Genomic DNA, 19,776 nt, shown 5'->3' with positions numbered 1-19,776 from the left:
AGGCTACTCCTAATGCCTGCGCTAGGATTGGCAGCCGTCAGCCTAGCTCAGCGAGCCGGCCGTCACCGTGGGGATATGGCGCCCGAGTATCGCGGCTGTCTTCAACAACCAGGACCCGGCTGACAAGAACGACAGCAAGGGGAACCAAGAAGATAATACCGGGGTCGGCGCTGCCACCTGTCAGCGACCCCGCGACAAGCGTCGACAAGGCGCAAGCCCGAACACTCGAAGCAATTGCGTCGACCTCTCGATCGACGGGACCTCGCCCCGACAGCCCCCGCACCAGCATTGCCAACAGGATCGCCATCATTGCGGTGCCGAATAGCCCCAACTGGGAAAGCAGCGCTATCGGCCAACTCGAGGCCCGCGAACTCCCCAGTCCGATCCCCAGCCCGCCCGTATCGAAGAAGGACTGCAGACTTTTATAATTCCAGTAGCTGCGCTCCTGACCTGACGCTGACGTAGCTTTGTTGATCACCGTGCTGTCGACAAGCTGCAATACAGGATCGAAGACATGAGGGTAAAACAGAATTGCGGCCAGCCCGGAGAGGAGCAGCAGCGGTAGAAACGCGACAAGCAGTGCCTCCTCCGATCTCAGCCGACCTGAAGCGAGCGACTTCACGATGGAAATGACTACAGGCACGCTCACGATCGCAAGACCGACGTAGGCGGTCGATGACGTCGACAGCAGCAGTAGAATAAACAGGGACGTTGCTAGTGCCAATGCAAGCTTTGATCCGGTCTTTCGCCAATAGGTAAAAGTAAACGCGAGTCCCCCAAGCGATACTCCGCCAAACGCCGATGCCTCCGAAAAAGCCCCTGCAATCCGCCAAAACCCGGCTTCCGTAACATGGGTCAGCATGCTGTAGTTGGCGGTGCGGATCGGGGCAAGGATGTCACTGGCGCCACTCATCTTGCCTAGCAAATCCAACATGCCCATTGATGCGTGCAATGTGAACCAAAGAAAGAACCCCCGCTTGATATCAGCCAGCGTGCCGCTGCGCAGGAGCACCAGGCAGACCGCCAGGAAGGTGAGCCCTCCGAGAATGAAATATCCCGTTTGGGAGATATTGGCGGACACCGGCGCCAAGGCCGCTTCGTAGACGCCCCTGCCCGTGCGGGACGAGATGAAGGCGCTCGTCTGCCCTGCAAAGAGCCTCGGAAACAACAGCGCTCCGATGCAGACATAGATCATCAGCGCGCAGACGATCCATGCGGCACCTATACGAACAAAGACCGCTCCTATTTCCCTCCAGATTCCCCGTCGAGCCAGCGCGGCTGGTATCACGAGCATAGCAAAGACGGTAAAGATAAGCGGTGATGAACCGCCAAGCGAGGTTATTGTCCCGATTGCCGTCGCACCAAACGCCAGAGAGGCAATCAGCGCAGTGATCATCGACCAGCGCATATAGATGACGAGGGCCAGAATTCCCGTGCAAATCAGTGCCCCAACGACGGAAACCTGCATTTCACACTCCGACGATCAATGATCCAGACCCTGACTGCGCCGCCGGAACCGCCGAGCTAAGGTTAGGCTTCACAAAAACGAGCGACTCTGATTTCCTTGGGACAGGGTTCGTCTGCGCGGTGTCGATTGACCCTGGGAGGAGGTCGCCGTGTTGCTTGCCATTGTCGGCGTTGCCGGTCTTGCCCTGGCAATAGGGTTTACGCTGCGCGCGCCGGCGCTGATCGTGGCGACCTTGGTGGTGATCGTCGGCAGCGTCGCTGTAGGCAGTTTTCTTCACCTGTCTGTTCCAAACACCATCCGCTCGACGTTTTATCTTGTTGTCGTCACCCAAATTGCCTACCTGGTCGGCCTCGCAGTTGCTGTGCTGCGTCATCGCCCAAGGCGACAATAGAGTGGGACGACAATCCCTTGTGGGCGACAATCGCTTGAGCCCGTTTCCGCGCCCTGACATAGCCAAGGTCAGGAGGTCTGGTCGAACTTCATCATGGCCGGTATCGTCCGCATCAGGATCGAAAGATCGCGGCGTAGAGACCATGTCCGAACGTATTGCGTATCCAGCAATACGCGATGCGAATATACGGTCGTGTTTCTCCCGTTTATCTGCCAGAGGCCGGTCAGTCCTGGCCGTGTCTTCAAATATTCATGCGATGCGGCGCCATAACGTTGCAATTCGTCGGCAACGACAGGACGCGGGCCGACGCAACTCATGTCGCCCCGCAAAATGTTGAACAACTGCGGCAGCTCATCCAGGCTCGATTTGCGAAGCATCTTTCCGAAAAACAGGATACGCGGATCGCAGCTCAGCTTCTGATTGGCCGCCCACTCCTGGGCGGCTTGTGGATTGCAGCTCAGATGCTGTTCGAGCACCTCCTCGGCATTCGGCACCATGGTGCGGAACTTGTAGCAGTCGAAGGCCTTTCCATTGAATCCAATGCGCCGGTGAACGAACAGCACCGGACCGCTTGTGGTCGCCTTGATCAGAAGCGGGATTAGAACCAGGATCGGACCGGCCAGGATGAGCGCTGTCGAGGCTATCATCAGATCCAGCAGCCTCTTGGCCCAACCGCCGAGCGGCTGTCGGCTTTCGCTCCGCGCATCGTCGTCAATGCTAGCCGTGCCTATATCCGGCTCAAACGGAACGGCGCCATGGTCATGGCTTGCGTTGAGTTGAGGCGACGACAGGTCTGGCGTATTCGATCTCGCGGCCGCGTCGCTTTCACGCCGAAGAAGCGAAGTCGCGGCGGGCCTGGCTCCGACCGGTAGAGCCCAGCCTTCAATAGCCAGGTCTTCGCACTGCCGCAGGTTGCTTTCGATCACGTTGGACATCTTCCGAATTTTCAACTTGTCGTTTGCATCTTGTCGACGACGGATGATCTCCGGCAAGCAAGGAAAAGGTGGTAGATCGGGGGTGTTTGGCAGCGTGGGCTACCCCTTAGTTGCTAGGCCGGGTTCGGACGAATGGCTGCTCCGTCCAATGCCTGGCACGATATCGGAATCGATTGTTCTACTCGCGACGCCCTGAAGGGGCGCGGAGTCACTTTGACAGGCAAGTGTCGGATTGACGGAGCGGTGTCGAGACTTGCCGCTGGGCTCTAAAGCGCGTCGCGTATGAACGGATGCATGCGACGCGCTTTAAGTTCTTGTTTTGATGAATGTCGTCATCGCAAAACCGCTGCGCACCCTCGGTTCAAGCCTTGGATCAGGCCCGAGGGCATGCTTTTGCGCGACATGCATTAGCTCGACGCCACCGCGAGGAGGACGTCGACGTCAGCGCGGCGCCTGACCTGCGCGCTTCCGGTAACGCCGAGCCGAAACAGTACGAACACGTGTCATCAACACGCCAAGGACGGAGGAATTGGTGGTTTTGAGTGTCTGCGTCAGGTCTTCCAGTTGATCAAGCGACGTCACGCCCCACTGCGCCACCACAATCACGCCATCAAGAAGCGGGCAGAGAGCAAGCCCTTCGGCTCCTGAACTAAACGGTGGGAGTTCAACAATGACGAAACTGTAACCACCAACCTCGCCCAGCAATTTCTCCATATTATCGGGAACAAGCAAATTCACCGAATTCGACGCATCGTTCTTCAGGTAATAAAACGATGTCTTTTCAATGAATCGGATTTGCTTGCCGATGTCTTTGGGGCTGCCGGAATCCCGATCGATCATATTGAAATCGGCGGAAAAGAGACATTCGTTGGTCAGTGCCGACTTATCGTCGGCGTTGATCACGAGGGTCGCAGTGCCCGCTCTCCCACACAGCGCCGCCAGATTGCTTACGACTGTGCTCTTTCCGTCACCGGGGGACACGGATGTAATTCCGATGCGACGCCTTGAAGGGGTGGCCCCGGCCAGGCCCATGATCGCCTTGACGCTCCTGAGGCTGCCGCTGAATGAAGAGTCCGGATTCCTGAGCACCTCGTCAAGCCGCCCAAAACCACCCCGCCTGAAACTGACCGGCGGCAATTCTCCAATACAGGCCAGGCCCAGTTCGCGACGGATCTGACGCGGGGTCCTCACGTTCCGATCGAGCCCGCGTCGCGCCACGGCGAACCCGATGCCAGCCGCCATTCCGGCAAGTGCGCCAAAGGCGAGGATCAGCGTCTTGCGCGGCCGACTTGCGTTCTTGGGGCTCGTGGCGGACGTGATGACGCGAGCATCGGCGATCAGATGAGGCTGTTGGTCGACCGAGTTTGTATATGCCGCGAGCAGGCTCTCGTACATCTTTCTATAAGTGTCGGCGGTAACCTCCAACTGCTCCAGCGTAATCTGGTGTGTTGGCTGTCCTTCGCTGTGTGCGAGGTCCTGTCCGGCGACGGACGTCTCGTCCTGACCGATGCTGTAGTCGTGTTTTGCGCGAAACTGCTGGGCGACCCGGGTCGCCCGGTTCATCTGATCACCGACCTCCCGCATCCGCCTTTCCAACCATGCGATGCCTTGTCTAGCCGTTGCTGTTGTTGTTTCCACTTGCTCGCGCACGAACGCTTCCGCCGTGGCGTTCGCGATGCGTGCCGCCAATGCCGGATCCTGAGACTTGAATGTAATGTCCATTGCATAGGAGACACCGACACGCTGGACATCCAGGCCATCGCTGAACATCTCCACCGCGTGACGCCAACGTTCGGATTCCAGTTGCGGGCTGTTCGCCTCCATTCGATCCGGCCAGGGCAGCACGCGATGGAAGAAATCCGTCAGCGCAGTATTGCCGGCATGGAGTCCGCCGGCATCAACGATGCTCATCCAGGCTCTGCGAAATCTCTCGCCGATGGTCGGACCGCCCAAACCCCTGAAGGTTGGATTGTCCATGAGTCCAAGGTCATCGATCACCATCATCGCGATCTTCTGGGAGCGCAGAACTGCAAGTTGGCTCTCGACCTGAGCGGTATCGAGCGACAGGGTCACTTCGGCTGGTTGCTGCTGAAGGTTTCTGGGTATCTTCGGTTCGATCAGGATCTGGGTGCGCGCCGAATAAACAGGATCCGAGGTAGCAAAGTAGAACGTGGCGCAAACGATACCGGCGACGACGAACGCAAGAATCGAGAAAAGATACTGCCTAGCAAACGAGACAACGTCAGCGAGGCTGATAAAGTCCTGCGGTGCATCCGCCTCGAGCCATGGCTTGTGAGCAATTGCCACCGACGGTCGGTCTAGCATGGCTTCAATCCATATCTGCAACAAAAAGAGCGGCGGCGGACTGCAACGGTCGAGCAGCATCGCCACCGATGGACCCCGGTTCGAGCATGCAGCCGCACCACTGGTATGATGACAACCGTTTAGCTCGATCGGCCCAACAGATGGGCGCCAGGAAACATCTCATTGAGCTTGTAGACGACCTCCGTCCTGTTCGTCGCCTTCAGCTTTTTCATGATGTTGCGGATATGGACCTTGACCGTGCTCTCTCGAAGGTTGAGCTCATGAGCGATTATCTTGTTCGCCTTCCCACGCCTGAGAGCCTGGACGACCTCTTCTTGCCGCTCCGTGAAGACACTCGCCATCGGCCTTGTCAACTCGACGGTTGTGTCGATTGCCTTGTGCTGGGCAATCACGCTGCTTGCAGGGACAAATGTGCCACCGGCAAGGACAAGATTTACGGCTTCAACACAGATCTCGAACCGGATCGATGAAGGGATGTAGGCTTTTGCGCCATAATTCAACGCCTTCAGAATCTGCTCCAGATCGTCGGTATCGGCCAAAATCACCACCGGAACCGGGTGGGCCTCATTCACAAGATCGGCAATTTCGCTGCCGGTCCTTGCATCTGTCACCTTTCGGCTGCCCACGTTCAGCAGAATGGCCGATATCGACAGTGCATTCTCTTGATGCCGCCACTCTTCGATCGAACCGAACGACAGGATTTCCTTCCCGATGCCATAGGCGGTCAGGCATTGCGCAAGACATTGTCGGTCAAGCACTCGCTCGTCCAGCAGAGCCAGGCAGGATTCGGTCAAGCCATGTCTATGAAGATGTATTCCATTCCCGGCCTTGCGCGATACGAATTCCAGTGCACCGGGTGATTTGCTATCCAGTTGAATTGTCGGAACCATGAACTTACTCCCCAAACTCTACCCAACGTTTCGAGATCAGTACGATATGTACTGCAGGCAAATACAATTTCCCGCAAACGATGCTCTGTTCGCGTCGCCTTCACTATAACTTCGGGATTTTCCCAAGCCCCAACTTGGACAGCACTACCCCGTCAATAATGTTTATCGCCTAAAAGGTGTGCCTTCACTAATTTAGGTTAATAAAACGTAAAAAATTTTTACTCCTTCACTTGGCCCTAGCAATTTGGTCTAGGAGGGAGGGTAGCCAGAGAGCACACCGACTGGAACCTGGGCCTCGCGTTGTTTGCCTGGGGCGGGTGGTCCGCCGCTAAAGACAGCCGGCGTCGCCGATGGCAGTGCGGCTTCAAGGCGCGTCGCGCCGCCTTTGCATCGAGCGCCAAAGTGAGTGTCAACCATCGATATACTTGTCATCGAACTCGGCAAACTTCGTTACGCCCAGCCGATCCAGCACGCGGACATGACCTTGGCGGAACTCCAGAAACCCGCGTTCCCGTAACTCCCGCAGCATTCGATTGACATGGACCGGCGTCAGGCCGAGCGCGTCCGCAAGGTCGTACTGGGTGAGAGGGCATGCAAAGCCAGTGCGGCTGGCAGCGCCGACGCGCTCCAAGCGCGCTCTCAGTTCGAGCAGCAAGTGCGCTGTACGCGCCAAGGCGCTGCGTCGGCCTATATTGGTGAGATGTTGGGCAACAAGCGCTCGCTGGCGCGCGAGCGTTTCAAGAAAAAGCGAGGCTATGTGGGGCGACTTCGCTGCTCCAAGAGCAAGCGTCTTGGCCGAGGCTTCCAGCACCGCAAGGTCGGTTTGAGCCACAAATGTCTGGAGAGCAGCGCCCGTGTACGTCTGCGGCAGGACAATGTCGCCCTTCAGGGCAAAGTCCAAAATCTGTCGCTGTCCACCGGCAAGGTCATGAGAAATGCAACCCCAGCCAGACTCGATTATGAAGACGCGATCGCCGTCCTCCCCCTGATTGACGATAGAGGTCTCCGCCGCATATCGCTTCGGCACGAAGCCTAGCGCCTTGATATACGCCTTATCGTCGCTTTTGACTGCGACTGAGGTCGGACGGTTTTCATTCTCACTCAATGAAAGGCTTGTAGCATACGTCATTCGAACCCCGCCAATCCTCCCCTGATACCCTCCCTACGCAAAAAACGTACTCCAGCTTTGATGTGTTGAGTACCCTGCACGGGCTACAACCATTGGGTGATATTGCACTGCACTCTCACAAAAAAGCAAGGATCACGCCTGATCGAGCGCAGTGGCACCCGAATTCATCATAAGGTTCGACCGCCCTTCTGCACCATCCATTCGAATGGCGAGGTCTCCGGCGGTCGGAAGCGCTTGGCGACACCCTGCAACTTTCGAACACGCCACCCTTCCGGATCGCTTACGGCTTTCGGCGTGACTGGCTAGCCTACCGACAGCAAGGCCAGGCATTGCTGCTGGCTTGCGATCGCGCTGACGTTGTCGGGGGCGAACCGGCGGTCGTTCAAAATCGGGCGGAACGTGCCGCTACCCCCATCCATGCAACCTTCTGATTTCACTCGCAGATTGCACCTCGGGGTTCCGCCAGATCGAGCAGCACCGGGTCACTCAAGTGCAACCGCCGCAGGCCAGATGCGTCACAAAACCGGCAGGTCATTGCGGTGACGAGGTTTGAACGGACAAGAGCGTTCGTTCACAGGTTCGGCGACTCGATGAGTAACCTTCGCTGCAGTTCCAGGACCGGAACAGGTCGATTGACAGTCCCTCTTCGAGCCAAATTGTCTCCGGGTGCAGCCGCGACACAGGCGCGAGGTATACTCCATTCGCGTTAGCCCCGATCGCCTCGCACTGCGAAGAGACCGCCCGCCACGTTGGCGGGTATGTCTGAGTGCCGCTGCGAGCGGCCGCTTTCAACCGCACTGGATTGCTCGGCGCCTTGACATGTTGAGCAGCGTTGCGTCCGATCGTTGCCATTGACGAAGAATGCTACGCGCCGTCTTCAAGGTGACCGCATGGCTGTTGCTCATCGCCGTCTTGGCCGCGACCTCGCAAGGGATAGCTGGTTGAGACGGTGGATGGCGGTGAGGCTCCTACGGCTCCACCCGCTCTGCTCTACTCCTAATTGGTGTCGCCCTCCTAAATGATGCCGTGCTAATGTTCTAGCCGGCTTGGGAGGTTCCAATCGACCTCATTGCGAATGTTTTCGCCGGCACGTGGGCTGCCGGGGTGCTTGCCGCCATCTGGTATGTCTGGAGGCGGCCCTCGCTGCCCGTTGCCGAAAACAAGCAGGACCGCGATTTGCGGGAATGGCTGGACGGGCAGATGTAGAGGGCGCTTTTGCCGGGGCGAAGCAGCGCCCGACCCTGGTCGAAACGATACGGGCCGTCCCGGCGCCCGCGAAGAGCGCGCCCAACCCGGTGTTCGGCGAGGTCGTGCCGCAGCACGGCGCGAAGACCGGCCGTCAGCGCGGGAATCCCAAGCGGCGTTAGGCATCGCCACCGCCAGCCGCTGGGGCTTTTTGGCTGGGCTACCGGCTCGCCGAGCGCGAAAGAGCAGCCTCTGCTTGATCGGCACTGCTCAGGAATTCGTCGCGTTCGGCTATCCACAGATCCGCATAGTCGACATTCTGCCACTCGGCAAACCACGGACCGCCACTTGTATAGTGGACCGCCTTGGGTGTGCCATGCGCCGGCTTTTCGTTCCAACCTTCAAGCCAGTTCCACTCTACCGGCAGCGAGCCCAAATCCTCATCGGCGACCCACTGCATTCGGTGGAGGTAGGCGCCGCTTTCGCGGTTCACAACCTCCGGCGTAAGCGATTTAACCGCAGGATGCGCGCAATTGAACAGCATCAGCGAGGACCAGTTTTTTCGAGGGTAGGATGTCTGGACAACGCCATCCATCTTGGTGGTGGCCTTCGGCGTGTAGTCGTGCTGGACACAATAGACCGCCTTGTTCGACTTCGTGTATTCTAGCAAACCTGCGACGTCACCGAGCCACAGGAAGTCGCAATCGCAGAACAAAGCCCAGCCCGTATAGTCGGCGAGAAAAGGCGTGAGAAACCGCGTATAAGTGAACTCTGTTGACGCGAGCGGATCTTTCTCCCTCCAATACAGTTCACGGGCACGCAGCTCGTCCTGCTTGATTGGAATGACGGAGACAGGCACCGAAGCGTTTTTGAGCAAAGAGTGCCGCGCCACGTCGTAGGCGATCGGCTCACGGCTGTCCCATCCAACGAATACCCTAAACGCATCAGTCATATTCAGTACTTGGCTCCAATTTCAAAACGGGCACACACTAACTGTCTGGCAACAACTCGGCAACAATGGCGCGGAAATTAGCCAGGGCGATTTCTGAAACCCGCGGATTTGCCGTTCGCCCCGGCCCGGCTTTCCTCGGCGCACCTCGACTTGCCACCCAACGCGACAAGCGCCCATTTCTGATAGGTGTAGCCGGCCGAATAAGCGGCGACCATCGCACCGGTCGAACCGTCCAGAAACCCCAGCCTGAAGACATAGCTGTTCATATAAGCCCAGACCGAGCGCAAAACCGCCTTGTTGATCGAGCTTTTTTTCCCCTCGGCAAGCATCCGCGCGGCGGACGCTTGCGCGTATCTGCCGATCTTGTCATGCGCGTCCGCCAGGTCGGCGATGGAGTCATGCTCCAGGGGGTGGGACAGTCGCGAGACCTTGCCATTCACCACCACCTTCTCATGCACGGTGTCGTTGCTGAAGCGGCCGGACTGGCGACGGAAAAGCCTAAGCACCAGATCGGGCGACCAGCCGCCATGGCGGACAATACGCCCGCAAAAACGCGATCGTCTTGGTATTTCGAAGCCGTCACAGCCTTTCGGGTTGGCGATTGCGGCCCTGATTTCCGCTGCCAGCGGCGGCTCGACCCATTCGTCGGCATCAAGCGAAAAGACCCAATCGCCTGTCGCCGCGGCGAGGGCGCGGTTTTTTTGCGCGCCGAAGCCCGGCCAATCGAGGGTGATCAGCACCTTGGCCCCGAGCCCCCTGGCGATGTCCCTGGTCTGATCAGTACTGTTATTGTCGAGGACGACGATTTCGTCGGCAAAAAGTACCGAGCGAAGGCAACGTGCAATGCACGCTTCCTCATTGCGGCTGATTATGACGACTGAGAGCGCCGGCACAGTCAGACGGTTCCGGCATCAAAACTGCGACTGTTGTTCAAATGAAACTGTCCCCCCGGCCGGTTGGCACTCCGGTGATCCTAACGGATTCAAAAAATATGTCGAAAATTATTTCAGGTCGAGATTTTCGTACAGATCTATCATTCTCCGGATCATGACGTTGAAATCGTAGTGTTCGGCTGCCGCCCTGACCTTGGCCGCAGTCTCGGGCCGTGACGACAGCAGCAAGGCGCGGGTAAGCCCGGCGGCGAGGTCGTTTACGCTGGCTGCGTCGCAAACAAGCGTCGGCTCGAAGCGATCGACAAGCTCGCGCGCCCCACACCCGGTGCTGACGACGGCGGGCAAGCCGCTGGCCATGGCTTCGATCACCACTGTGCCGAATGGATCATAGATGGAAGGCAGCACCGCAATGTCGGCGGCGCCGTACCATGGCAGCGTATCTTTTTGCGGCCCCAGCATGCGGAGCCTTGCACCAAGACCAAGCCTGTCACCGGCCCGCTGGAAGGTATCGGCGCGCGAATCGTGGCCAATGACCCATAACTCCGGCTCACCATCGAGCATTGCGACAGACTTCATCAAGGCAAGAAGTCCTTTTCGCGCAAAACCCGAGCCTACGAAGAGAACGACCGGCCTGTCATCGTTGACGCCAAGCCGTGAGCGGACCACGGCCCGATGCTGTCGGCGCAACTTAGGGTTGAAGCGCTCCAGGTCGACGCCGTTGGGAATATGGTGCACGCGTTTGGCCGGATAGTCGTAGTGACGGACAATGTCCTCCGCCACCATTTTCGAAATGGCAATCACCGCTTTAAGCCGTGGGCTGCCATAGGTCGCGCGCTCGAGGCGCAGCGTCTGGCGGTGAAACGGGCTCAGCGCCATCGCTGCCGTGCCAAGCCGCGTCTCGAAACGCCGTCGCTCGGCAAGATAGGCGGCATGAACGCCTTCCCCGGCCCGGAAGACGTCGCAGCACGGAAGGCGATCGTTGCTCTGCACCAGGGCCGGCGGCATTTCGGCGATCTTGCGGCAGGCGGCTCGAGCAAAGGACGTCGCCCGCAGGGAGCGGGGAAAGCGGCGGCCGGCGCACTGGATGAACTCTATGCCTTCGTGTCGCGGCCAGTCGCCTGACAGCACGGCCACCGGCCGTTGACGCGCGGCGAACGCCGCCATGATATTTTCCAGCATGATCTCGCCTCCGCCAAAGGGCGCGTAACGCTGACGCACGAACAGGATAGGCTCTTTCGGGTCAGCTTGAACCCGTTGATCATGCCGTGACAAATCCATGCGACCTCGCTACGCCCTTTTGCACCCCGATCAAGCTTTCGAACTTGGCGGGACTTTGCTCGCAGTCTATTAAGCGTGGCAAGCCGGTCCTGGATAGGGGCGCTGGCGTATAGTTCCGCGTGGTTGCGGCTATGCCACGACGGTAGACTGCTTTCAAGGCGAGGGTTTTTGCCGATGACCACCAGCCATGTCTCGCCCGCCGACAAGACCGTCTCGGGCAAACGCAAAGTCGGCGTGGTCCGCCGCTTGGAGCGCTCGTTGCGACCGGGGCTGCGAAATCTCCGCGGTCTGGTCAAGGAGCCGTTTCTAGCCTGGGCGCATCCGGAAGCTCTGGCTTTCTACCGCAGAGCGATGCAAACCGCTTATCTGCCGGACGACCTGATCGACGTCGTCCCGCAACTCAAGATCCTGTATCTCGCCACGCCGAAGGCGGCGAGCAGCCGCATTCGCAGCAACCTTGCAGCCATGATTGGCAATGACACCGTGTCGGAGTGGCGCAGCGACCAGAACTGGAAGGTGCACAACCGAAAGGCGTCGAGCTTGCAGGCGCCTCGCCATGGCATTGTGCAGTTCCATCGCATGGCCACAAGTCCCGAAGTCTTGCGGTTCACCTTCGTTCGCAATCCCTATACAAGGCTGTTGTCGTGCTGGGCCGACCAGTATCGCGACCGCCCCCTTGTGCCGGGCTATGGCAGGGTGGAGGTCTATCTGGCCCATCGCGAAAGGGCGGATCCATCGCTGCCTGTCGGTGCTGACAAGAGTCTGTCGTTTGCTGATTTCGTCGCCTTTGCCTGCACGACCTCGACATGGCGCATCGACAAGCATTGGCAGAGGCAAAGCGACATCGTCGACCTTCCAGGCGTTGTGTTCGACCTCATCGGCAAAACCGAGACTTTCGCACGAGATTTCGAACAGGTTCTCGATCATGTCGGTGCAAGCGAGGAAATGCGACGCGCGGCGATGCCACCTCTGCACACCTCCTCGCGCCGCAGGCTTGCCGACTATTTCACGCCAGAACTGGCCGATACCATTTACCGCGCCTATGAGCGCGACTTCGATCAGTTTGGCTATCCGCGCGCGCTTCCAGAGTGAACAATCCGCGCGACGGAACCCTCAAACATACCCGAACGCCTGCATCAGCGGTTTGCCGCGCCCCTCGGTAAGCTCCTTCAATTCCATTTGACCCAGTTCGGTCTTCCAGCGGCCGCGGCCATCATAGATCGGCTTGTTGACCTGCTGGTTGCGGAGCGCGGCATGTTGCGTCTCAACCTCGGCTTCGGCCGGCTTGAACCATTGCTGTGGGTTCCTGTGGTAGTCGAGCAGGTCCGAACTGAAGGACAGATCGAGAAAGCCGCAGATGCGCTCGACGATCCTGGCCGGATCCTCGACCAGATCCTCATAGCGGTAGATCAGCACATCCGGCGCTTCCTGTTCGGCAAGAACGAGCGCATTGTCGTCGATCCAGCGGTCGAGCGCCTCCGCTGGATCGCCGAGACGTCTGGCCAGCGACGCCACGACGTCGCGCCCGTCGCGCACCGGCATCACGAAACGCGCGCCAGGCACGAGCCGGCGGATCCGGCCGACGCGACGGATATGCCGCGGCGTCTTTTCGAGCAGAAAGGTCTTTCCGGCGCCAAGCGCGGCGCGCTTCAGCTTCCAGTAGCGGAACACCGCCAGTGGGGTCCATTTGAAGAAAACGTTGGTTTCCTGGAAAGGCAGGTAGACGTCGGGATGGGAGGCGAGAATTGTCGCAATCAGGGTTGTGCCGCTATGCCCGCAGCCGCATACGAAGCCGGTCCGCATCACCATCTCGGCAGTGTTCCTAACCTGAGGCGACCCGAGTACGGTATTGAGGCGCGCATAGGATAAGCCGTCCTTGCTAAAGCTTTTGTCCAGCTTCTCCCGATATTCGAACTTAGCCAGTTGCTCCTCACAATACGACCGTCCAGCATGACACGCAGCCAGGTGCGCCCTGATTTTGGAAAGGATAGGATAAGGGAAGAGGCGGCGCTTTGGCCTGCAACAATTTTAGAAAGAACAAGGGAGACGGCCTCCTTTAGATTGTCAGAGTTGGCGCGCCCGGATCGCTGCGGGTTGAGAAAACCTGCCATGCTGTAACGGAAACGTTCCACGCCGCCCCTTAGTTGCGATGATAAGCCAGAACTGTACTCCCGCGGGGCGACCTGCTGCGATGAGACATGGTGAATCCAGCGCCCTCGATTAGAGATTGAAGACAGGTGTCTTCTTCGTCGGGAACGCGCGCTACTACGGTCTGGGCGCGGTTGATGATGTCGGTGAAGATGAGATCGGCCTTTTCCTGGCCCACCCCCCTGCGGACATGCTGGTACACAGCGAGGAGAAGAACGATGTCGTAGCGGTCGCGTAGAACAGACGGGAGCTTGCGGCTCCCCAGGTTCATGGCGTCAAATCGACTTTCGACGTCTGACCCGAGAAAGATCGACCGCGCCACGCCGATATGTGGTTTCAGGATGTCGATACCGTGGATGTAGGCCGGTCTATGTTTAGAAATTTCATAAGCGACAATGCCCATATTGCACCCAACATCCAGGATTGTCTTGTCTGAGTAATTTACCCCGCACGAAAATAGTCCTTCGAGACGATCCTCCCATGTTCCCGCGAATTTCTTGTGAAATTTCCAAAACAGCATGAATCACCTTTCGTGGCCGGGCAAAGCCGGGATGGAGGCGAGAATTGTCGCAGTCAGGGTTGTGCCGCTATGCCCGCAGCCGCAGACAAAGCCGGTGCATCGGATCAATTCACACCCGGTCGCCGGAATAAGACACGCCATGCCGTTGAAAGGCGTCATCGAGCCGCTTCCAGTAATCGAGCCGGGCAAGCACGTCGTCACAGAAGGCTACGTCATCCGCGCTGAGGTAGTCCAAATAACCACCGACCTTACCCTTTCGAACCTTGAAGCTTTCCGGGTCGTCAGGATCGCGTGGCTGTAATCTTCCGCCATAGCGCGCACCCAGTTCTCCTGAGATTTCAGATTGCTGCATTCGTTTGAACGATCTGCTGACAGCAACATCGGCAAGCTGGGATTCGTCAAAGGATTTTCCCAAAAATTTCCCGATGCTGCGCAATGCATCGTTTGTATCCCGCTGCACATCTTCATAGCGCAGAAGCGCAACCTTTCGCATGTGAGTTGCGGCTGCGAACCACTGCAGATTGAAAAGCGCGATCTTCTCGACACCGTGTTTGGGGCTTTTTATGCAATCGCCGATCGGACCTGCTTCCAGCCCATGGCGTTTGTTGACCTGGAAATATCCTGACACCGCAGTGTCGCGGGGGTCTCGCGTCAGGAACAGAATCTGTTGCCGTTTATAGCGGGATTTGTCGGCGCTGATCTGCGTAATGTCACGCAGATCCTTGTGGTCGGAACCGTCATGCGTGTAGGCCGCATCAACGCCCAGGTCGTCAAGCATGACGCGCAGCCAGGTCCGCCCGGACTTGGGAAATGAGACGACAAGCAGCGACGGCTTTCTTGCAAAAAAGTTGGACAACAAACTCAACGTGAGAACTCCGATTGCGGGCACTTTGATCGAGCAGATCAGCGATTGTAGATATCGATTAGGGCATTGGCGATCCGTTGCGAAGCCGGCACCTCTGGATCGATCGACAGATTGGCATTGAGGAAGTCCCGGCTTTGCTCAAAATAGGTCGGCCTTGACCTGACCGCTGCGCGGATATTCTCGACGAGGTCATGCTCCGACAATGTTGCTTTGAAGGCGCCCATGGGCCTGTCGAACTCGACCATGGGCGAAACGAGCGGAAACAGCACCACCGGAATGCCGCAGGCGACTGCTTCGTAAACAGTCGTGCTTGGGCGCGTTACGAGCGCCAGAGCGTCCGGGAGCAGTTGTGCGAAATCCAGGGGCGATTTGTTCGGCATATCGACTTTTGCGAACATCGTGGGGTGGACGCTAACGACGTGGGCAAGGCCGAGTTTTGCACATGCGGCTGCCACGGCTTCAATCGCCTGGCGATCCGCGGGGTCCTCGATATCCCCCTTGAAGTTCACCAGCACAAAAAGCCCTTCGTCGTGCCTGGCGCCAGCGCTTCCGACGGCACGCTCAATGACCGGGGAGCCAACAACATATGTCGGCTGTCGCCTTTGCTGCAGCGCCGCTGGTCCCATCGACAGGATGTAATCAGCTCTCACAAATCGATGCGGCTGCAGCAGTCGCGCACCTCCGATGAGGCCGACCACACGGACCATGCCGAAGTTGATGGAGTCGATGAACCGCCTAAAAAATTGCGGCGCATAGTCATTTCCAGTCACCAGCATGTCGCCGGGTCTGATCATCCGCTCGAGCTCGGCAAAGCCGATATGCGATATTCCCCGGGCGTTGAGCTCAGGTTGCGCTACGCCGCCGCGTTTCAATCCATCGAGATGCGCAAATACGCAGCGGATGCCGCGGTCAACCAGAATTTCTGCCGCGTCGGCCAGCAGCCGAACATTGTTGCGGTTGTGTGGGACGAAATAGACAGTCCTCGTCGCTGCCCTGCCGCGAACGTAGATATGCCCGCGCTTGAACAGATTTCCTGGATGCACAAGCCGATACGCCGCGAGGAGCCGCTGCACAAAGCCTTCGCTGACAGGAGAAGCCGCCTTGGTTCTCGACCTACCCAAAGATATGCATCGCCTCTTGCCCGTGAAATTTAGAACGGCCGCCCCGCCGGGTAGTTTACAATGCTCTTGCCGTCAAGAAAGGCGCTTGACTACTTCGCCGGCGTGACCTGCCTGGCACCTCGCGATGCCTTGCGTGGTGGATTCAAGTAGCGCTGATGAGTGAGCCCATGTGGTTTTGTGCGTCTTCCATCACCGCGGCCCACGGCCTTTCCCGTTTCGAGACCAGCACGGCGGAGGGATAGTAGGGCGTGCGATCGCCCTCGACCGGCCAGGAACGTTTGAAACCATCGCCAAGAATAAAGACCGACGGGATGCCGAGCGCGCCCGCAAGATGCGCCCCAGTATTGCTGATGGTTACCACGGCGTCCATCGCGGCAATCTGCGCCGCGAAAAGATCCATGTCGACGAGTTGATCCACCAAGACGTCATGCAAGATGCGCGCCGGATCACCATCGGTCAAGATTTTCAGGTCGGGCTCGATCCGGCCATATTGCAGCGAAACGAACTGCAGGTCCTGTCGACCGAGCAGGCCGCGCCATGCCGTAAGTGGCGGCAGGTCCTTGCCAGGGTTGGAGCTGCCCCATGCGATGCCGACCAACGGCCGCCCATCATTCCGATAGCGAGCGCGAAGTTCAGCGACCCGCGCCGGGTCCGGCTTCAGCGGGACGAAATGCTCCCTGATCGTGGTCTCATCTGTCTCGAACACGGCAGTCAGATGCTGAATGCCCGCAAAGGCTTGGGCCTCGCGATAGGCGGCCTTGTTCCCCGGACCAACAGCTCGCACATCGGCAGCGGGAAATGTCCGCTGAAAGAGCGGCACCAAGCGGTGCTCGACCAGAACGATCAAACGAGCGGCCCGGGCGAGCGTGCGGCCGACGGAACTCGCATGGTGGATCGCGGTGGCCAGACCCTGCTTTTCGGTTTCCATCAGATCGACGAGCAGGACCTGGTCCGAGATATCCTGGCCGAGCCATTCGCCGTTGACGCGGCCCTCAACGATGTGGCGCCGGGCGATCTTGAGTTCGGCCGCCGGGCCGTAGGCGCCCATACGCATCAGCGCCTTGCTAAGCTCGTCGAGCAGGCGAACCTCGCCCCTCGACTTCGCAATCGAACCCAGAGCCAGGGCTTTCGGCAGCGCTGCCGGCCAATCGCGCGCCTCCACGCACCGCCGATAATCCGCCATCTGATCGGCAATGTCGCCATCACGCCAGCGCAGGAAAAGCTGCCGCCGGTGGCGACGGAACCAGACCTTGTAGTTGTAGCCTGCAAGCGCGACACCGCGGCGGAACCGGCGAAGGAGTTGGCTACCGGCCATCACCAACTCCATCGATGATTTGCATAACCCGTCCACCTGCTTCCTGCATTGCAGACGCCCATGCCTGGCCACCCTTTCGGACCAGCCGAACGTTTGGATATGTGGCTACCGTCTCGCCAAAGGCAGGCCACGACAGCCGAAATCCATCGTCGAGCATGACTACGGTCGGCACGCCAAGCGCTCCCGCCAGATTGGCACCGGTATTGCTGATCGTCACCACCGCGTCGAGGGCGGCGATTTGCGCGGCGAAGCGGTCCATATCCGACAATTGGTCCACGGACGCGTCATGGATGATGCGTCCCGGCGCCCAGCGCTCGAATTCGGCGAGCGCCGGCCCGACATCGCCATATTGCATGCTGACAAAACGGCCCGGCAGACTGCCGAGCAGCGCCCGCCAGTCGTCCAGGGCCGGCAGGTCCTTGCTCTTGTTCAGACTTCCCCAGGCAAAGCCGATCAGGGGACCCGGGCCATGTTCGAGATAGGCGCCGCGCAAATCGGCGACAAGCCGGCGGTCCGGCTCCAACGGAACGAAGGGCGCACGCGTCGTCGGCTCATCCGGCCAGAAGTGCCTCGCCAGTGTCTCGAAGCAGGCGAAGACATCGGCGTCGACCGCCGCCGCCGCTTCCGCCTCTGGCCTGACATCGAGCGCGGGATATGTTCTGCGATAAAGTGGCGCCAGCCGCGGCTCGACCCGGACGGTGCATCGGTCGGCGGTCGCGACCACCGGGCCAAGCAGCGACGCGAACTGGAGGAAGATTGCAAGATCGCCTTCGCGCCGCTCGACGGCAAGGCTGCGACCTGCAAGATCACTGCCATCCCATTCGGGCCGGCCGGGCACTTGCTTGCTCAACGCGATCAACTGCCACGCGCGGTTGCCGCCGCCGAGGCGTCTCAGTCCACGCCCGGCTTTTTTGACAAGCCCGCGATCGCCAAGCTGCTCACCGAGCAGGCCGAGTTCCAGCGCATGATCCCGGGCCGCCTGCCAGTCACGCCGCTCGACACTCTGCGCCATCAGGCTCATATGCCGTTCGACGCTTTCGTCAGCATGGCGCGAGGGACGCCTAAAGAACCTCCTCGCCCGATCGAGAACATTCTGCAGCCGCTTGCCGTCAACACCTTGCGGTCGCAGGTCGGCAGCTTTTGCCTTCTCAAGGATGGATCGTCTGCTCTCCACGGCGACCCTCAATTATCGCTCGACAGCGTCGAACGCGCCGTCAGAATCGACGAGAGCCGCCGACCGACTTCGTCTAGCACCACCGACCATGCGCGCCCTTCCTTGTGTATGACGATGCCCTTTGGATACCAGGGCGTTCGATCGCCAATCACTGGCCACGCTGTCTGAAAATTGTCATCGATCAGGAAAACAGTCGGCACGCCGAGTGCTCCGGACAGATGCGCCGCCGTATTGCTGATCGTCACCACGGCATCGAGCGCGGCGATCTGCGCGGCGAAACGGTCCATATCGGCCATTTGATCGACGCTTTCGTCATAGATAAGACGGTCATTATTGCCATCGCGCAGGCGCCGCAGCGCCGGCTTGATCTGTCCGTACTGCAGGGAAACGAATGTCGCCTGCGTCTGGGCGATGAACCGTGCCCATTCGGGGAAATCAGGCACGTCCTTGCTATGGGATTTGCTGCCCCAGGACAGACCGACCAATGGCTGATCGGTCATCGAGCGATAGCGCTTGCGGAAGGTCTCGACGAGCTCAGGATTTGCCCGCAGCGGCACGAAATCGGCGGCAAGCTTTTCGGCATCGCGTCCGAATACCCAGGCGAGATTTTCGAAGGTCGCAAATTTGTCACCGACGACATTCTGCTGCGCTGGGACCACGGTCGCATTCGGGAACGTCCGCTGTACAAGCGATACGAGGCGCGGCTCGACCCGAATCGTTGCGCCTTGCGCACATGCAGCAGCGGCGCCGGCCAGTCGCGCATGGCGGATAACCCGGCCAAGACTGCGAGGGTCATCCTCCACAAGATCGATCAGCAGTGTATCCGAACCGAGGTCTTCCCCAGTCCACTCGTTGCCACCTTTCCCTTTTCGTTGCCGGCGAGCGGAAAGCCGAAGCTCGGCCGCCCGGCCGAAGTTGCCCAGCCGTTCGAACGCCTGGCCTGCCTTTTGCATCATTTCAGGGTCGCGGGCACGAACGGCCATGATGGCCATTTCATTGGTACTTGCTTCAAGCCCTGTCCAGTCCCTGCGCCCGATCAGCGCGTCGGCCCTGGCCTGCTGCTCAAGAACGGAACGAGGTTTGGAGCCGGTAAACAGCCTCCGCAAGGCCTTTGTGTATCGGCGCAGCTGCAGGCCCAATCCGCCAATCACGTACCGGATATAGGAACCGTGGTAAAAGCTGGTCAT

The 19,776-nt window shown here is 59.2% G+C and carries 17 protein-coding genes; 2 read left to right on the top strand and 15 right to left on the bottom strand.

Translation table 11 applies throughout. The features are described from left to right. Positions 1–37 precede the first annotated feature (37 nt). The gene (locus AC0L18_RS20365; RefSeq protein WP_473493911.1) at positions 38–1,468 is read right to left on the bottom strand and encodes a hypothetical protein; all 1,431 of its coding nucleotides are present in this window, start codon (positions 1,466–1,468) and stop codon (positions 38–40) included. Between the two features lie 148 nt (positions 1,469–1,616). Here AC0L18_RS20365 and AC0L18_RS20360 point away from each other — a divergent pair, with 148 nt between their 5' ends. Continuing rightward, entirely contained in the window at positions 1,617–1,859 is a 243-nt protein-coding gene (locus AC0L18_RS20360) for a hypothetical protein (protein ID WP_473493910.1), read from the top strand. 68 nt (positions 1,860–1,927) lie between these two features. On the opposite strand, the gene AC0L18_RS20355 is transcribed toward AC0L18_RS20360, so the two are convergent. The 7 genes from AC0L18_RS20355 to AC0L18_RS20325 all read right to left on the bottom strand — a co-directional run bounded on the left by AC0L18_RS20355 (position 1,928) and on the right by AC0L18_RS20325 (position 11,446). Continuing rightward, entirely contained in the window at positions 1,928–2,851 is a 924-nt protein-coding gene (locus AC0L18_RS20355; protein WP_473493909.1) for a sugar transferase, read from the bottom strand. 384 nt (positions 2,852–3,235) lie between these two features. Beyond that, positions 3,236–5,179: a GNVR domain-containing protein gene (locus AC0L18_RS20350; RefSeq protein WP_473493920.1), complete on the bottom strand. Its 1,944-nt coding sequence runs from the start codon at positions 5,177–5,179 to the stop codon at positions 3,236–3,238. A 59-nt stretch (positions 5,180–5,238) separates the two neighbouring features. Next, positions 5,239–6,009, bottom strand: a complete 771-nt coding sequence (locus AC0L18_RS20345) for a response regulator transcription factor (RefSeq protein WP_473493908.1) — start codon at positions 6,007–6,009, stop codon at positions 5,239–5,241. 409 nt (positions 6,010–6,418) lie between these two features. Continuing rightward, positions 6,419–7,114, bottom strand: a complete 696-nt coding sequence (locus AC0L18_RS20340) for a Crp/Fnr family transcriptional regulator (RefSeq protein ID WP_473493907.1) — start codon at positions 7,112–7,114, stop codon at positions 6,419–6,421. A 1,429-nt stretch (positions 7,115–8,543) separates the two neighbouring features. Continuing rightward, positions 8,544–9,275 carry a glycosyltransferase gene (locus AC0L18_RS20335; RefSeq protein ID WP_091589996.1) on the bottom strand — a complete coding sequence of 244 codons (732 nt, stop codon included), beginning with the start codon at positions 9,273–9,275 and terminating at the stop codon, positions 8,544–8,546. Positions 9,276–9,352: 77 nt separating this feature from the next. After that, a complete protein-coding gene (locus AC0L18_RS20330; protein WP_473493906.1) occupies positions 9,353–10,168 on the bottom strand; it encodes a glycosyltransferase family 2 protein in 816 nt (271 codons plus the stop codon). Positions 10,169–10,276: 108 nt separating this feature from the next. Continuing rightward, positions 10,277–11,446 carry a glycosyltransferase family 4 protein gene (locus tag AC0L18_RS20325; RefSeq protein WP_473493905.1) on the bottom strand — a complete coding sequence of 390 codons (1,170 nt, stop codon included), beginning with the start codon at positions 11,444–11,446 and terminating at the stop codon, positions 10,277–10,279. A 174-nt stretch (positions 11,447–11,620) separates the two neighbouring features. On the opposite strand from AC0L18_RS20325, the gene AC0L18_RS20320 reads away from it, so the two are divergent. Next, the gene (locus AC0L18_RS20320) at positions 11,621–12,538 is read left to right on the top strand and encodes a sulfotransferase family protein (protein WP_473493904.1); all 918 of its coding nucleotides are present in this window, start codon (positions 11,621–11,623) and stop codon (positions 12,536–12,538) included. A 21-nt stretch (positions 12,539–12,559) separates the two neighbouring features. On the opposite strand, the gene AC0L18_RS20315 is transcribed toward AC0L18_RS20320, so the two are convergent. The 7 genes from AC0L18_RS20315 to AC0L18_RS20285 form a co-directional block, all read right to left on the bottom strand. Beyond that, positions 12,560–13,255 (bottom strand): sulfotransferase family protein, encoded by a 696-nt coding sequence (locus tag AC0L18_RS20315; protein WP_473493903.1) that lies wholly within the window; start codon positions 13,253–13,255, stop codon positions 12,560–12,562. A gap of 331 nt (positions 13,256–13,586) precedes the next feature. Then, positions 13,587–14,114 (bottom strand): class I SAM-dependent methyltransferase, encoded by a 528-nt coding sequence (locus AC0L18_RS20310; RefSeq protein WP_287244749.1) that lies wholly within the window; start codon positions 14,112–14,114, stop codon positions 13,587–13,589. Positions 14,115–14,223: 109 nt separating this feature from the next. Next, on the bottom strand, positions 14,224–14,979 hold the full coding sequence (locus AC0L18_RS20305) for a sulfotransferase domain-containing protein (RefSeq protein WP_473493902.1): 756 nt from the start codon (positions 14,977–14,979) through the stop codon (positions 14,224–14,226). Positions 14,980–15,017: 38 nt separating this feature from the next. Continuing rightward, a complete protein-coding gene (locus AC0L18_RS20300; protein WP_473493901.1) occupies positions 15,018–16,052 on the bottom strand; it encodes a hypothetical protein in 1,035 nt (344 codons plus the stop codon). Positions 16,053–16,242: 190 nt separating this feature from the next. Then, a complete protein-coding gene (locus AC0L18_RS20295; RefSeq protein ID WP_473493900.1) occupies positions 16,243–17,487 on the bottom strand; it encodes a glycosyltransferase family 9 protein in 1,245 nt (414 codons plus the stop codon). Beyond that, positions 17,405–18,589, bottom strand: coding sequence for a glycosyltransferase family 9 protein (locus tag AC0L18_RS20290; RefSeq protein ID WP_473493899.1), 1,185 nt, complete (start codon positions 18,587–18,589; stop codon positions 17,405–17,407). The genes AC0L18_RS20295 and AC0L18_RS20290 overlap by 83 nt, the downstream gene beginning before the upstream one ends. A gap of 8 nt (positions 18,590–18,597) precedes the next feature. Beyond that, the gene (locus AC0L18_RS20285) at positions 18,598–19,776 is read right to left on the bottom strand and encodes a glycosyltransferase family 9 protein (protein WP_473493898.1); all 1,179 of its coding nucleotides are present in this window, start codon (positions 19,774–19,776) and stop codon (positions 18,598–18,600) included.

The organism is Mesorhizobium sp. WSM4819 (genome assembly GCF_055811215.1).
Note: the sequence above shows the minus strand (reverse complement) of the source record. Positions and strands in the feature narration are given on the sequence as shown.

What these genes read in the sequence shown, in the direction of transcription:
- AC0L18_RS20365 (WP_473493911.1), bottom strand. Translation starts at nt 1,468, where the DNA reads ATGCAGGTTTCCGTCGTTGGGGCACTGATTTGCACGGGAATTCTGGCC.
- AC0L18_RS20350 (WP_473493920.1), bottom strand. Translation starts at nt 5,179, where the DNA reads ATGCTGCTCGACCGTTGCAGTCCGCCGCCGCTCTTTTTGTTGCAGATA.
- AC0L18_RS20345 (WP_473493908.1), bottom strand. Translation starts at nt 6,009, where the DNA reads ATGGTTCCGACAATTCAACTGGATAGCAAATCACCCGGTGCACTGGAA.
- AC0L18_RS20335 (WP_091589996.1), bottom strand. Translation starts at nt 9,275, where the DNA reads ATGACTGATGCGTTTAGGGTATTCGTTGGATGGGACAGCCGTGAGCCG.
- AC0L18_RS20325 (WP_473493905.1), bottom strand. Translation starts at nt 11,446, where the DNA reads ATGGATTTGTCACGGCATGATCAACGGGTTCAAGCTGACCCGAAAGAG.
- AC0L18_RS20320 (WP_473493904.1), top strand. Translation starts at nt 11,621, where the DNA reads ATGACCACCAGCCATGTCTCGCCCGCCGACAAGACCGTCTCGGGCAAA.
- AC0L18_RS20315 (WP_473493903.1), bottom strand. Translation starts at nt 13,255, where the DNA reads ATGGTGATGCGGACCGGCTTCGTATGCGGCTGCGGGCATAGCGGCACA.
- AC0L18_RS20310 (WP_287244749.1), bottom strand. Translation starts at nt 14,114, where the DNA reads ATGCTGTTTTGGAAATTTCACAAGAAATTCGCGGGAACATGGGAGGAT.
- AC0L18_RS20285 (WP_473493898.1), bottom strand. Translation starts at nt 19,776, where the DNA reads ATGACCAGCTTTTACCACGGTTCCTATATCCGGTACGTGATTGGCGGA.